Origin of the sequence: Streptomyces sp. NBC_01515 (assembly GCF_045040345.1) — a bacterium.
GTDB lineage: Bacteria > Actinomycetota > Actinomycetes > Streptomycetales > Streptomycetaceae > Streptomyces.
This window is the reverse complement of the sequence record NZ_CP109416.1, coordinates 332,704-348,898: the sequence shown is the minus strand read 5'-3', so window position 1 is coordinate 348,898 and position 16,195 is coordinate 332,704. Positions and strand designations below refer to the sequence as shown.

Annotated in this window: 1 protein-coding gene; it reads left to right on the top strand. The window is 72.5% G+C overall.

The window, feature by feature from the left end; translation table 11 throughout:
* Window positions 1–17 precede the first annotated feature (17 nt).
* Entirely contained in the window at window positions 18–16,193 is a 16,176-nt protein-coding gene (locus OG407_RS01285; protein WP_405854126.1) for an SDR family NAD(P)-dependent oxidoreductase, read from the top strand.
* Window positions 16,194–16,195: the final 2 nt, after the last annotated feature.

Below are 16,195 nucleotides of genomic sequence, written 5' to 3'. Positions count from 1 at the left end.
ACGGAGGACGTACCGAGATGACGGCGCCGGACGAGCAGATCGTCAACGCACTGCGTGCCTCGCTCAAGGAGAACGCGCGACTCCAACAGGAGAACCAGCGTCTCTCCGAGGCCTCGGCCGAACCCATCGCGATCGTTTCGATGGCCTGTCGGTACGCGGGCGGCATACGCACCCCCGAGGACCTGTGGCGGGTGGTGACCGACGGCACCGACGTCTACACCACCTTCCCCGAGGACCGCGGCTGGGACCTGGAGGGCCTCTACCATCCCGACCCGGACAACCCCGGTACGACGTACGTCCGCGAGGGCGCGTTCCTGCACGACGCCGGCCAGTTCGACGCCGCGTTCTTCGGGATCTCGCCGCGCGAGGCGCTCGCGATGGACCCCCAGCAGCGGCAGCTCCTGGAGGTCTCCTGGGAGGCCCTCGAACGGGCCGGCCTCGACCCGCACGCGTTGCGCGGCACCGACATCGGCGTGTTCGCCGGCATGGTCCACCAGGACTACGCGCCCGACCTCAGCGGGTTCGAAGGCTTCCTCAGCCTGGAGCGCGCCCTGGGCACCGCGGGCGGTGTCGCCTCGGGGCGGGTCGCCTACACCCTCGGCCTCGAAGGTCCCGCCGTCACCGTCGACACCATGTGCTCCTCCTCTCTGGTCGCCATCCATCTGGCCTCCCAGGCACTGCGGCGCGGTGAGTGCTCCATGGCCCTGGCCGGCGGCGCGACCGTCATGTCGACCCCCGGCGGGTTCGTCGGCTTCGCCCGGCAGCGCGGCCTCGCCTTCGACGGCCGCTGCAAGTCGTACGCGGCCTGCGCGGACGGCTCCAGCTGGGCCGAGGGCGCCGGTGTGATCCTCTTGGAACGCCTGTCCGAGGCACGGCGCAACGGGCACCGGGTGCTCGCGGTGATCCGCGGCTCGGCCCTCAACCAGGACGGCGCCTCCAACGGCCTGACGGCGCCCAACGGCCCCGCGCAGCAGCGCGTCATCCGCAAGGCCCTGGAGAGCGCCGACCTCACCACCGCCGACATCGACATGGTCGAGGGCCACGGCACCGGCACCGTCCTCGGGGACCCGATCGAGGCGCAGGCCCTGATGGCCACCTACGGCCAGGACCGGTCCGAGGACCGGCCGCTGCGGCTCGGCTCGGTCAAGTCGGTGATCGGCCACACCCAGGCCGCCTCCGGCGTGGCCGGCGTGATCAACATGGTGCAGGCGCTGCGGCACGGCGTCATGCCCGCCACCCGGCACGTCGACGAGCCCACCCCGCAGGTGGACTGGACGGCGGGTGCGGTGGAACTGCTGACGGAGACACGGGACTGGCCCCAGGACGACCGTCCGCGCCGGGCCGGTGTGTCCTCGTTCGGTGCCAGCGGCACGAACGCCCACGTGATTCTGGAACAGGCGCCGGTGGAGGAGCCCGCCGCGGACGCCGCTCCGGCTCCCGCGGCCGACGGCGCGGTGCCGCTCGTCGTCTCGGCGGCCACGGTCGCCTCGCTGACCGGCCAGGCGGAACGGCTCGTGTCGTTCGTCGAGGCCTCCGGCACGGTCGCGCTCGCCGACGTGGCGGCCGTACTGGCCACCGGCCGGGCGGTGCTCGGCGAGCGTGCGGTCGTCGTGGCCGGCTCGTCCGAGGAGGCACTGGCGGGCCTGGGAGCGCTGGCGCGGGGCGAGTCCGCTCCTACGGTGGCCGTCGGCAGCGCGTCGACGCCGGGCGGGGCCGGAAAAGTCGTCCTCGTCTTCCCGGGGCAGGGTTCGCAGTGGGTCGGCATGGGTCGTGAACTCCTCGATTCCTCCCCGGTGTTCGCGTCGCGCATCGCCGAGTGCGCTGCGGCGCTTGAGCGTTGGGTCGACTGGTCGCTCGTGGATGTGCTGCGGGGAGAGGCTCCGGCTGAACTCCTTGAGCGGGTTGATGTGGTGCAGCCGGCGAGTTTCGCGGTGATGGTGGGTTTGGCTGCGGTGTGGGCGTCGGTGGGTGTGGTGCCTGATGCGGTGGTCGGCCACTCGCAGGGTGAGATCGCTGCCGCGTGCGTGTCGGGTGCGTTGTCACTGGAGGACGCGGCCCGCATCGTGGCGGTGCGCAGTCAGGTCATCGCCGGGAGTCTGGCGGGCCGTGGCGGCATGGCCTCGGTGGCACTCCCGGAGGAAGACGTCGCCGAGCGGCTGGAACGCTGGGCAGGTCGAGTAGAGGTGGCGGCGGTCAACGGTCCGGCGTCGGTCGTGATCGCCGGTGACGCCGAAGCCCTCGACGAGGCCCTCGACGCACTGGAGGACCAGGGCGTACGCGTGCGCCGCATCGCGGTCGACTACGCCTCGCACTCCCGGCACGTCGAGGCCGTCCGGGAGACCTTGGGCGACGCCTTCGCCGACATCCGCAGCCAGGCCCCCGCCGTACCGTTCCTCTCCACCGTGACCGGCGAGTGGATCCGCGAGGCGGGTGTCCTCGACGGCGGCTACTGGTACCGCAACCTGCGCCGGCAGGTCCGCTTCGGTCCCGCGATCGCCGACCTCCTGGCCGAGGGTCACACGGTGTTCGTGGAGTCCAGTGCCCACCCCGTCCTGGTCCAGCCGGTCAGCGAGATCGTGGACCGCGCCGACACCGACGCCGTCGTGACCGGCTCCCTGCGCCGCGAGGAGGGCGGTCCGCGCCGCCTGTTCACCTCGATGGCCGAACTCTTCGTCCGCGGCGTCCACATCGACTGGAGCGGCATCCTCACGGCCCGCCCCGACGCCGGACGGATCGACCTCCCGACGTACGCCTTCGACCACCAGCACTACTGGATCCAGCTGACCGGCGGTGCCGGCGGCGCCGCCTCGCTCGGCCTGAGCGGCACCGACCACCCGCTGCTCGGCGCGATGGTCCCGCTGCCCCAGTCCGACGGCCTGGTCCTCACCTCCCGGCTCTCCCTGCGCACCCACCCCTGGCTCGCGGACCACGCCATCGGCGGCGTGGTCGTCGTGCCCGGCACCGTCTACGTCGATCTGGCGGTCCGCGCCGGCGACGAGTTCGGCTGCGCTGTCCTGGAGGAACTCGTCATCGAGGCGCCCCTCGTGCTGCCCGAGCAGGGCGGTGTCCGCGTTCAGGTCGCTGTCGGCGGTGCCGGCCCCAACGGCTCGCGCACCGTGGACGTGTACTCCCTCCGCGAGGAGGCCGCCGACGAGGCCGGCCAGGGGGAGTGGACCCGGCACGCCACCGGCCTGCTCTCCATCGCCGCCCCGGTCGCGGGCACGAAGCCCGCCGTCGACTTCGCCGCCTGGCCCCCGGCCGGCGCGCAGCCTGTCGCCATCGACGACTTCTACCCCGACCTGGTCGCCCGCGGATACGCGTACGGTCCGGCCTTCCAGGGTCTGCGCGGCGTGTGGCGGCGCGGCGACGAACTGTTCGCCGAGGCCGCCCTGCCGCCCGAGCAGCGGGAGAACGCCGACCGGTTCGGCATCCACCCGGCCCTGCTCGACGCCGCCCTGCACACCAACGCCTTCGCCAACCCCGACGACGACCGAAAGGTCCTGCCCTTCGCCTGGAACGGCCTCGTCCTGCACGCCCTCGGCGCCTCCGCCCTGCGTGTACGCGTCGCCCCGAGCGGCCCGGACGCCCTCTCGTTCCAGGCCGCCGACGAGACCGGTGACCTCGTCCTGACCATGGACTCGCTGGTGTCCCTGCCGGTTACCGCCGAGCAGCTGGACGCCGGAGCGGCCGGCCGGGACAGCCGCGACTCGCTGTTCCGCGTGGAATGGACCCCGCTGCCCGCTCCCGAGGTCGCCGCCGCGCCCGCCTCCTGGGCGCCGCTCGCCACCGCCGACGACGTGACGGCGCTCGCCGCCCGCGAGACCCTGCCGCCGGTCGCCGTCCTCACGGCGACGACCGGAGACGGCGAGGATCCGCTCGGCCTCACCACCCGCGTCGTGGCCGTGATCCAGGCGTGGCTGGCCGCCGCACCCGACCTGGACGCCGTGCCCCTCGTCGTCGCGACCCGGGGCGCGGTGCCCGCCGCCGGCGACGCCGATGTCACCGACCCGGCCGGCGCCGCCGTCTGGGGCCTGATCCGCGCCGCCCAGGCAGAGAACCCCGACCGCATCGTGCTCGTGGACCTCGACCCCGCCGGCTCCGCCGGAGCGGGTCCCGTCCTCGGGCCCGTACTGGCCACCGGTGAGCCCCTCGTCGCCGTCCGCGGCACGGCCCTGTCCGCGCCACGCCTGGTGCGCGCGGCCATCGCCCCGGCCGAGCCCCAGGCCGAGACCGGGGCCACGTACGCCTTCGACCCCGAGGGCACGGTCCTGCTCACCGGCGGCACCGGCTCCCTGGGCGCCATGGTCGCCCGGCATCTGCTCGACACACACGGTGTACGGCACCTTCTGCTGGCGAGCCGCCGCGGTCCCGCAGCGGAGGGCGCGGCCGAACTGGTCGCCGAACTCACCGAGTCCGGCGCGGTGGTGACGCTCGCCGCGTGCGATGTCGCCGACCGGGACGCCGTGGCGGCCCTGCTGGCGGCCGTACCGGCCGAACACCCTCTCACCGGTGTTGTCCACCTCGCCGGCGTTCTGGACGACGGGGTGATCGGCGCCCTGACGCCGGAGCGCGTCGAAGGCGTCTTCGCCCCGAAGGTCACCGCCGTCCGCCACCTGGACCAACTGACCCGCGAACTCGCCCCGGGGCTCGCGTCGTTCACCGTCTTCTCGTCCGCCGCCGCACTGCTCGGCTCCGCAGGCCAGGGCAGCTACGCGGCTGCCAACTCCTTCCTCGACGCCCTCATGGCACAGCGGCGGGCCGCCGGTCTGCCCGGTGTCTCGATGGCCTGGGGCCTGTGGCAGCAGAGCACCGGCCTGACCGCCCACCTCAGCGAGACCGACCAGGCCCGCATGAGCCGCGGCGGCGTCCTGCCGCTCGCCCCCGCCGAGGCCCTGGCCCTCCTCGACACCGGCCTGCGAGGCGAACACGCCCTACTCGTACCGATCAAGCTCGACCTGCGGTCCCTACGGGCCGACGCGACCTCCGGCGGCACCGTCCCGCACCTGCTGCGCAGCCTGGTGCGCACCGGCCGCCGCCTCGCCCGCGCCGGCGCGGGCGACGGCAGCGACCTGATCCGCCGCCTCGCCGGACTGCCCGATGCCGAACAGGAAGCCGTCCTCCTCGGCATCGTGCAGGCCGAAGCCACCGCGGTCCTCGGCTTCAACGCCGCCGAACTCGCCCAGGGCACCCGCGGGTTCAGCGAGATCGGCTTCGACTCGCTCACCGCGGTCGAACTCCGCAACCGGCTCGGCGCCGCCACCGGCGTCAAGCTCCCCGCCACCCTCATCTTCGACTACCCCACCCCGGTGGCACTCGCCCGCTACCTGCGCGAGGAACTCGGCGACGACACGGCGGGCGCCGGCGCCACCGCCCTCCCCACCGTCGTGACCGCCGACCCCGACGAGCCCATCGCCATCGTCGGCATGGCCTGCCGCCTGCCCGGCGGCGTCGACGACCCCGACGGCCTCTGGCGCCTCGTGGCCGAGGGCCGCGACGGCATGGTGGCCCTCCCCGACGACCGCGGCTGGGACCTCGACGGCCTGTTCGACACCGACCCCGACAAGCCCGGCACGGCCTACGTGCACAAGGGCGGATTCCTGCACGACGCCGCCCAGTTCGACGCCGGTTTCTTCGGGATCTCGCCGCGCGAGGCCCTCGCCATGGACCCGCAGCAACGGCTCCTTCTCGAAACCTCGTGGGAGGCCCTGGAGCGCGCCGGCATCGATCCCCGCTCCGCGCGCGGCGACGACATCGGCGTCTTCTCGGGCGTCTCCATCCACGACTACGTCGAGTCCCTCAGCAACATGCCCGACGAACTCGAAGGGTTCGTCACCACGGCCACCGCGGGCAGCGTGGCCTCCGGCCGGGTCTCGTACGCGTTCGGCTTCGAGGGCCCGTCCGTGACCGTCGACACCGCCTGCTCCTCGTCCCTCGTCACCATCCACCTCGCCGCCCAGGCACTGCGCCAGGGCGAGTGCTCGCTCGCCCTGGCCGGCGGAGTAGCCGTCATGGGCTCGCCCATCGGCCTGCGCGGCATGTCCCGGCAGCGCGGCCTCGCCGCCGACGGCCGGGTCAAGGCGTTCTCGGCCGGTGCCGACGGCACCATCCTGTCCGAGGGCGTCGGCATCGTCGTCCTGGAACGCCTCTCGGAAGCCCGCCGCCGCGGACACCGGGTGCTCGCGGTCGTGCGCGGCTCGGCCGTGAACCAGGACGGCGCCTCGAACGGCCTGACCGCGCCCAACGGGCCCTCGCAGCAGCGGGTCATCCGCAAGGCCCTCGCCAACGCGGGCCTTGCCGCAGCCGACATCGACGTCGTGGAGGCACACGGCACCGGCACGGAACTCGGCGACCCGATCGAGGCACAGGCCCTGCTCGCCACATACGGCCGCGACCGGGACCCGGAGCGCCCGCTGTGGCTGGGATCGCTCAAGTCGAACGTGGGTCACACACAGGCGGCCGCAGGTGTCTCCGCCGTGATCAAGATGGTGCAGGCACTGCGGCACGGCGTCATGCCGCCCACGCTCAACGTGACGGAACCGACGCCCCAGGTCGACTGGACTGCGGGCGCGGTCGAACTGCTCACCGAGGCCCGCGCCTGGCCGGAGGAGGGCAGGCCGCGCCGCGCCGGGATCTCCAGCTTCGGCATCAGCGGCACGAACGCGCACCTGATCCTGGAACAGGCACCGGAGAACGAACCCGCACCGCCGGTCACCTCGGCCGACGGCGTGGTTCCCCTGGTCGTGTCCGCCGCCTCGGCGGCATCCCTGGCGGGGCAGGCCGCGCGGCTCGCGTCGTTCGTCGAGACGCCCGAGACGGCACAGACCGTGCCGCTGGAGGCCGTGGCGGCGACGCTGGTGACGCGACGGGCGCTGCTCTCCGACCGCGCGGTGATCGTGGCCGCCTCCCGGAACGACGCCCTGTCAGGCCTCAATGCCCTGGCGCACGGCGAGTCCCACCCCGGCGTCGTCACCGGCGGATCGTTCGGTACCGCCGCTTTGGGTCGGACGGTGTTGGTGTTCCCCGGTCAGGGTTCGCAGTGGGCCGGTATGGGTCGTGAACTCCTTGATTCCTCACCGGTGTTCGCGGAGCGGATCGCCGAGTGCGCCGCAGTGCTGGGGCGTTGGGTCGACTGGTCTCTTGTGGACGTGCTGCGGGGTGACGCTCCGGCTGAACTGCTGGAGCGGGTGGATGTGGTGCAGCCGGCGAGTTTCGCGGTGATGGTGGGTCTGGCTGCGGTGTGGGCGTCGGTGGGTGTGGTGCCGGATGCGGTGGTGGGTCACTCGCAGGGTGAGATCGCTGCCGCGTGTGTGTCGGGTGCGTTGTCGTTGGAGGACGCGGCCCGCATCGTGGCGGTGCGCAGCCAGGTCATCGCCGGGAGCCTCGCGGGTCGTGGGGGCATGGCCTCGGTGGCACTTCCGGAGGAAGAGGTCGCCGGGCGGTTGGAACGCTGGGCGGGCCGGGTTGAGCTGGCGGCGGTCAACGGTCCGGCGTCCGTCGTCATCGCCGGTGACGCCGAAGCCCTCGACGAGGCCCTCGATGTCCTGGCGGCGGATGGTGTGCGGGTGCGTCGGGTGGCGGTGGACTACGCCTCCCACACGCGGCATGTGGAGGCGATCGAGGAGACGTTGGGCGAGGCCTTCGCGGACATTCGTGCGCAGGCACCTCTCGTGCCGTTCCTGTCGACCGTGACCGGTGAATGGGTCCGCGAGGCGGGTGTCCTGGACGGCGGCTACTGGTACCGCAACCTGCGCAGTCAGGTCCGCTTCGGTCCCGCGATAGCGGGTCTTCTGGCTGAGGGCCACACGGTGTTCGTGGAGTCCAGCGCCCACCCGGTGCTGGTCCAGCCGGTCAGCGAGATCGTCGACGCCGAGAGCGCGACGGCACTCGTCGGAGGCTCGCTGCGCCGTGATGAGGGCGGCCCGCGCCGCTTGCTGACCTCGATGGCCGAACTCTTCGTCCACGGTGTCGCGGTCGACTGGACCGGCATGCTCCCCGAGGGATCCGTCGGCCAGGTCGACCTGCCGACGTACGCCTTCGACCACCAGCACTACTGGCTCCAGACCGCCCCCGCGACCGACGCAGCCTCTCTCGGCCAGGCCGCCGCCGACCACCCGCTGCTCGGCGCGGTGGTCCGGCTGCCGCAGTCGGACGGCCTGGTCTTCACCTCCCGCCTCTCGCTCCGCACCCACCCCTGGCTCGCGGACCACGTCATCGGCGGCATGGCCGTCGTGCCCGGCGGCGCACTGGTCGAGCTGGCCGTTCGCGCCGGTGACGAGGTCGGCTGCGGCACGCTGGACGAACTGGTCGTCGAGGTGCCGCTCGTGCTGCCCGAGCAGGGTGGTGTCCGTGTCCAGGTCACCGTCGGCGGACCGGACGAGACCGGAACCCGCACGATCGACGTCTACTCGATCCGCGAGGACGCCGCCGAGGACACGGGCGCGGACGCCTGGACCCGCCATGCCACGGGACGGCTCTCCACCGCAGTCGCCGACCGCCCCACGACCGACGACGACCTCGTCCTCTGGCCGCCCACGGGAGCCCGGCCCGCGAGCGTCGACGAGCTCTACGACGACCTGTTCCGGCTCGGCCACGCGTACGGCCCGGTCTTCCAGGGCGTACGGGCGCTGTGGCGGCGCGGTGACGACGTCTTCGCCGAACTGGCCCTCCCGGACGAACAGCGCGGCGACGCGGGCCGCTTCGGGCTGCACCCGGCACTCCTGGAAGCGGCTCTCCACTCCGGCCTGCGCCATGCGGCCGTGGCCGACCCGAACACCAACCCGGGCGGGAACGGGGCGGGCACAAGCCCGGACGCGGACCCGAACGCGACGGCGGCCACGGACGGGCAGCGCCTCTGGCAGCCCGCCGAGTGGACCGGCCTGACGCTCCGTGCCACGGGCGCCTCGGCGCTGCGGGTGAAGCTCGCGCCGGCCGGGTCCGACCGGCTGTCGCTGACGGCCGCCGACGAGACCGGCGCACCCGTCCTGACGCTCGACGCGCTCTCCTTCCTGCCGGTCACCGCCGAACAGCTCTCCGCCGCGGCGGCCGTCGCGGGCCCGGGCCACGACTCCCTGTTCCGGGTGGAGTGGGCCGAACTGCCCGCACCTGCACCGAGCACGGAGACGCTGCCGCCGTGGGTGCCGCTGTTCCACGCCGACGAGGTGGAGATCCTCGCCGCCAACGTCATCACCCCGGTCGTCGCCGTGGCGCAGGCGTTCGGCAGCGGCGACGGCGATGACGCGCTGCCCCTGACCAACCGGATCCTGTCCATGGTCCAGGCGTGGCTCGCCGCCCCGAGCCTGGCCGACTCCCGGCTGGTCGTCCTCACCCGGGGCGCGATGCCCGTCGGCGGCGACGCCGATGTCACCGACCCGGCCGGCGCCGCCGTCTGGGGCCTGATCCGCGCCGCCCAGGCGGAGGACCCCGAACGGATCGTCCTGCTGGACACCGCCGCCGACTCCGATCTCGATGTCACCGGCATCGAGATGGAACCGGTCCTCGCCGCGGTCCTCGCCACCGGCGAACCCCAGCTCGCCGCCCGCGGCCAGCTGCTCAGCGCCCCCCGCCTCGTCCGCGACACGACCCGATCCGCCACCTCCGACACCCCCGCTGCCTTCGACACCGAGGGCACCGTCCTCGTCACCGGCGGCACCGGCTCCCTGGGCTCCCTGCTCGCCCGGCACCTGGTCGACACGCACGGTGTACGGCACCTTCTGCTGGTCAGTCGCCGCGGTCCCGCCGCGGAGGGCGCGGCCGAACTGGTCGCCGAACTCACCGAGTCCGGCGCGGTGGTGACGGTCACCGCGTGCGATGTCGCCGACCGGGACGCCGTGGCGGCCCTGCTGGCGGCCGTACCGGCCGAACACCCTCTCACCGGTGTCGTCCACACGGCCGGTGCCCTGGACGACGGGGTGATCGGCGCGCTGACGCCCGAACGCGTCGAAGGCGTCTTCGCCCCGAAGGCCACCGCCGTCCGCCACCTGGACCAACTGACCCGCGATCTGGACGTGACCACCTTCGCGGTGTTCTCCTCCGGCGCCGGGCTCTTCGGATCGGCAGGGCAGGGCAACTACGCGGCTGCCAACTCCTTCCTCGACGCCCTGATGGCCCGCCGCCGGGCCGCCGGTCTGCCCGGTGTCTCGATGGCCTGGGGCCTGTGGCAGCAGAGCACCGGCCTGACCGCCCACCTCAGCGAACTCGACCAAGCCCGCATGAGCCGCGGCGGCGTCCAGGCACTCACCCCGGCCGAGGGCTTCGCCCTCTTCGACGCGGCCCTCCACGCCGAACAGGCGCTCGTCGTACCCATCAAGCTCGACCTGCGTGCCGCCCGCGCCGACGCCGCGTCCGGTGGCGCGGTGCAGCCGCTGATGCGCGGCTTGGTCCGTACCGGCAGGCAGACCGCCCGTGCGGCCACCGCACAGCGCGGCACCGGCGGCCTCGCCGACCGGCTGGCCGGGCTCACGCCCGAGGAACAGGAGGCGCTGCTGCTCGACCTGGTCCGCGGCCAGGTGGCGACCGTCCTCGGGCATGCCGGGGCCGACGACGTACGGTCCGAGAAGGCGTTCAAGGACGCTGGTTTCGACTCGCTCACCTCGGTCGAGCTGCGCAACCGGGTCCGCGAGGCAACCGGCCTCAGCCTGCCGACGACCGTCGTCTTCGACTACCCGACGCCGCTCGCCCTCGCCCGCCACCTGCACGAGGCGTTCGGCCACATACCCGCGGCCACCGCCGCACGGGTCGCGCCCTCCGTGGCGGTCGCCGACCCCGACGAGCCGATCGCCGTCGTGGGCATGGCGTGCCGCCTGCCGGGCGGCGTGGCGAACCCCGAGGACCTGTGGCGGCTGGTCAGCGAGGGCCGGGACGCGATGTCCGGATTCCCGGACGATCGCGGCTGGGACCTCGACGGCCTGTTCGACTCCGACACCGGCCGGGTCGGCACCTCGTACGTCGACCAGGGCGGATTCCTTTACGACGCGGGCCTGTTCGACGCGGGATTCTTCGGGATCTCGCCGCGTGAGGCCCTCGCGATGGACCCCCAGCAGCGGCTGCTCCTGGAGACCTCGTGGGAGGCCATGGAGCGCGCCGGGATCGACCCGGGAACCCTGAAGGGAACCGATGTCGGCGTCTTCTCCGGCGTGATGACCCAGGGATACGGCTTCGGCGGTGAGGTCCCGGCCGAACTCGGCGGCTTCACCGCGACCGGCTCCGCCGGGAGCGTGGCCTCCGGCCGGGTCTCCTACGTGTTCGGCTTCGAGGGCCCGGCGGTGACCGTGGACACGGCCTGCTCGTCCTCGCTGGTCGCCATTCACCTCGCCGCCCAGGCACTGCGTCAGGGCGAGTGCTCGATGGCGCTCGCCGGTGGTGCGACCGTCCTGGCGAACCCGTACACCTTCGTGGAGTTCTCCCGTCAGCAGGCGCTGTCGCCCGACGGCCGCTGCAAGGCCTTCTCCGCGACCGCCGACGGAACCGGCTGGGCCGAGGGCGCCGGTGTCGTGATCCTGGAGCGACTGTCGGAAGCCCGGCGCAACGGGCACCACGTGCTCGCGGTGATCCGCGGCTCGGCGGTCAACCAGGACGGCGCGTCGAACGGCCTGACAGCGCCCAACGGGCCCTCCCAACAGCGCGTCATCCGCAAGGCGTTGGCCAACGCCGGCCTGTCGACGGCCGATGTCGACGCGGTGGAGGCGCACGGCACGGGTACCGTCCTCGGCGACCCGATCGAGGCGCAGGCACTGCTCGCCACATACGGGCAGGACCGGCCTGAAGACCGGCCGCTGTGGCTGGGCTCGGTCAAGTCGAACATCGGGCACGCGCAGGCCGCCGCCGGCGTCGCCGGCGTGATCAAGACCGTGGAAGCCCTGCGGCACGGCGTCCTGCCGTCCACTCTGCACATCACCGAACCGTCGACGGAGGTCGAATGGTCGGCGGGTGCGGTGGAGCTGCTGACCGAGGCCCGGGAGTGGCCGGAGAACGGCCGGCCGCGTCGGGCGGGCGTCTCCGCCTTCGGCGTCAGCGGCACGAACGCGCACATCATCTTGGAGCAGGCACCTGAGCCGGCCGTGTCGGAGCCCAAGCCCGAGCCGACGGCGGACGCCGTCGACGGTGCGGTGCCGTTGGTGGTGTCGGCGCGGAGCGCCGGTGCGCTGGCGGGGCAGGCTGAACGGCTCGCGTCCTTCGTGGAGTTGGGCGAGGAGCTGTCGTTGGGCACTGTGGCGGGTGCGTTGGTCGCTCAGCGGGCGGTGTTGTCGGAGCGTGCGGTGGTGGTCGGTGCTTCGCGTGGGGAGGCGTTGGCCGGGCTGGGTGCGCTGGCGCGGGGTGAGTTGAGTCCTGTTGTGGTCAGGGGGAGTGGCGGGGGTTCGGTTCGTACGGTGGTGGTGTTTCCGGGGCAGGGTTCGCAGCGGGTCGGCATGGGGCGTGAGTTGTATGGCCGGTATCCGGTGTTCGCGGAGGCGTTCGATGAGGCGTGTGCGGCGCTGGACGGGGAGTTGTCAGGGTGGGTGGAGTATCCGGTCCGGGACGTCGTCCTTGGCGAAGCGGGTGATTTGAGTCGGACGGTGTTTACGCAGGCGGGGTTGTTCGCTGTGGAGACGGCGTTGTTCCGGCTGGTGGAGTCGTGGGGGCTCAGGCCGGATGCGGTGATGGGCCACTCCATCGGCGAGATCGTGGCGGCGCATGTCGCCGGTGTCCTGTCGCTGGCGGATGCTGCGGTGGTGGTGGCGGCGCGGGGCCGGTTGATGGAGGCGCTCCCGTCGGGTGGCGCGATGGTCGCGGTGGCGGCGTCGGAGGCGGAGGTCGCCGGGCTGTTGGGTGAGGGCGTGGGCTTGGCGGCGGTCAACGGTCCAGCGTCGGTGGTGCTTTCGGGTGTGGAGGATGCCGTGTTGGCGGTGGTGGGGAAGCTCGGGGAGCAGGGTCGTAAGACCAAGCGGCTGAGCGTCTCGCACGCCTTCCACTCGGTTCTGATGGAGCCGATGCTCGACGAGTTCGCGCGCACCTTGTCTCAAGTGTCGTGGTTGGAGCCGGAGTTCCCGGTGGTGTCCAACGTGACCGGGCGGCTTGCCGGGCCGGGGCAGCTCACCGACCCGCAGTACTGGGTGGACCATGTCCGCCGTCCGGTGCGTTTCGCCGACGGTGTCACGGCCGCAGCCGGTGACGGAGACGTCGTCTTCGTTGAACTCGGCCCGGGCGCGGCCTTGTCGAGTGTGGTGGCCGAGTCGGCCGGCGAACGGGCGGCCTGTGTCGCCGCTCTGCGGGACGGCCGTCCCGAGGCACAGACCCTCCTCACCGCTACCGCCGAAGTCTTCGTCCATGGCGGCTCTGTCGACTGGGCGGGCATGCTGCCGGTTGCGGGTGCTTCGCATCTCGACCTGCCGACGTACGCCTTCGACCACCAGCACTACTGGCTCCAACTGGCTCCGGCGGCCGACGCGGTGTCGCTCGGCCAGTCCACCGCCGATCACCCGCTGCTGGGCGCCGTGGTCGAGGTTCCGGAGACCGGCGGTGTCCTGTGCACCTCGCGGTTGTCTCTGCGTACACACGCGTGGCTCGCGGACCACGCTGTCGGCGGGGTTGTCCTCGTCCCCGGTACCGGACTGGTCGAACTGGCCGTCCGCGCCGGAGATGTCGTGGCCGCCGGGATACTTGAGGAACTGGTCATCGAGGCGCCGTTGGTCGTCCCGGCCCACGGCGGTGTCCGTGTCCAGGTCGCCGTCGGCGGCCCCGACGAACACGGCACGCGCACTGTCGCCGTCTACTCGGCCCGCGAGGACAACGGTGGCGGGATCGGCGCGGACACCTGGACCCGGCACGCCACCGGCACCCTGGGAGCGGCCCCGGCCGGGAGCGCGGAAACGGCCGGCTTCGACGTCTCCGTCTGGCCGCCGGCCGGCGCCGAGCAAGTGCCGCTCGACGTCACCGGGTTCTACGAGGAACTGCTCGGCCACGGATACGCGTACGGCCCGGCCTTCCAGGGCCTGCGGGCGGTGTGGCGGCGTGGCGAGGAACTGTTCGCCGAGGTCGTGCTGCCGGACGAACTGCGCGACAGCGCCGCCCGGTTCGGCCTTCACCCGGCCCTGCTGGACGCCGCACTGCACACGGAGGCGTTCGCACAGTCGGACGACGGCCACAACGTCCTGCCGTTCGCCTGGAACCGGCTGGTGCTGCACGCCGCCGGAGCCTCCTCACTGCGGGTGCGGATCGCACCGCAGGGCCAGGACGCTCGGTCGCTGACCGCCGTCGACGAGACCGGCGGCCCGGTCCTCACGGTGGAATCGGTGACCTTCCGGCCGGTGGACGTGGCGCAGTTGGACACCGCGGCGGCCGACAGCAGCCGGGACGCCTTGTTCGAGGTGGAGTGGACCGACTTGGCGGCGGCGCCTCGGGTGGTCGCCGAGCCGGAGCCTTTGTGGGTTGCGGTGGGGTCGGCCGAGGAGGTGGCTGCCTTGGCTGCCGATGTTCCGGCCGTGGCCGTTGTGGAGGCCTTCGGTGGCGGGGGTGACGGTGCCGGTGAGGTGCTCGCGCTGACAGGCAGGGTGTTGGGTGTTGTGCAGGCATGGTTGGCGGAGGAGGTCTTCGAGGACTCCCAGCTGGTGGTGGTGACTCGGGGTGCTGTTCCTGCCGGTCTGGACGGTGATGTTGTCGACCCGGCGGCGGCAGCTGTCTGGGGTCTGATCCGCACGGCTCAGGCCGAGAACCCCGAGCGGATCGTCCTGCTCGATCTGGACCCGGCCGCAGAGGACCCGTTCACCACGGTCCTGGGACAGGCGTTGGCCGTCGGCGAGCCGCAACTCGCGGTCCGCGGTTCGGTGTTGTCCGTGCCGCGTCTGGTGCGTGCCGCCGCCGTCGTCGAGTCGGTGGGGGGTCGTGCTCCGGTTGTCGGGGGCACGGTGTTGGTGACGGGTGGTACGGGTTCGTTGGGTGGGTTGGTGGCCCGTCATCTGGTGTCGGAGCATGGCGTTCGTCATCTGGTGTTGGCGAGTAGGCGTGGTCCGGATGCGGAGGGTGCGACCGAACTGGTTGCCGAGTTGGGGGAGTTGGGTGCGGAGTCGGTGCGGGTGGCGGCGTGTGACGTTGCCGACCGGGATGCGGTGGCCGCGCTCATCGGTTCGGTCGGTGACGAGTATCCGTTGACGGGGGTTGTGCATACGGCGGGTGTGTTGGATGACGGGGTGATTGGTGCGCTGACGCCGGGGCGGTTGGCGTTTGTGTTCGGGCCGAAGGTGGCGGCTGTACGTCATCTGGACGAGTTGACCAGGGACTTGGACCTGTCGGTGTTCGCGGTGTTCTCTTCCGCGTCGGGTCTGTTCGGGTCGGCGGGTCAGGGCAACTATGCGGCGGCGAATGCCTACTTGGACGCGGTGGCTCACCGGCGTCGGGCGGCGGGCCTGCCGGGCACCTCGCTCGCCTGGGGTCTGTGGGAGCAGGCCAGCGGCATGACAGCCCATCTGGGCGTCGCCGACCAGGCACGTATGAGCCGTGGCGGTGTGCTGCCCATCGCTCCCGCCGAGGGCATGCGGCTGTTCGACGCGGCTCTGCGGAGCCCCATCGCGCTGGCGGTGCCGATCAAGCTGGACCTGCGGGCGCTGCGTGCCGACGCGGCGGCGGGCCGTCCGACGCAGCCGCTCCTGCGCGGACTGGTCAACTCCGGTCGCCAGACGGCCCGTACGGCCTCCGGTGACCACGGCGGGCTGGCCCGCCGGCTCGTCGGCCTCGCACCGCAGGAGCAGGAGGCACTGCTGCTCGACCTGGTCCGCGGTCATGTGGCGAACGTCCTCGGCCACACCGGGGTCGCGAACGTCGGAGCGGAGACGGCGTTCAAGGACGCCGGCTTCGACTCGCTCACCTCGGTCGAGCTGCGCAACCGCCTGCGCGAGGTCACCGGCCTCAAGCTGGCCGCGACGGTGGTCTTCGACTACCCCACCCCGCTGGCGCTCGCCCGCTATCTGCACGGCGAGCTCGGAACCACCGACGACGCCCTGTCGCTGGTGAATTCCAAGATCGAGGACATCGAATCACTGATCACCGGACTGCTCTCCGACGAGGCCAAGAAGGCCGGCGTCATGCTCCGACTCCAGGGGCTGATGGCGAAGTTCAACGGACTCGGCGAACAGACGGAGAACTCCACAGTGGCAGAGCAACTGGAGTCCGCCTCCGCCGATGAGGTTCTCGACTTCATCAACGACGAACTCGGAATCTCCTGAGA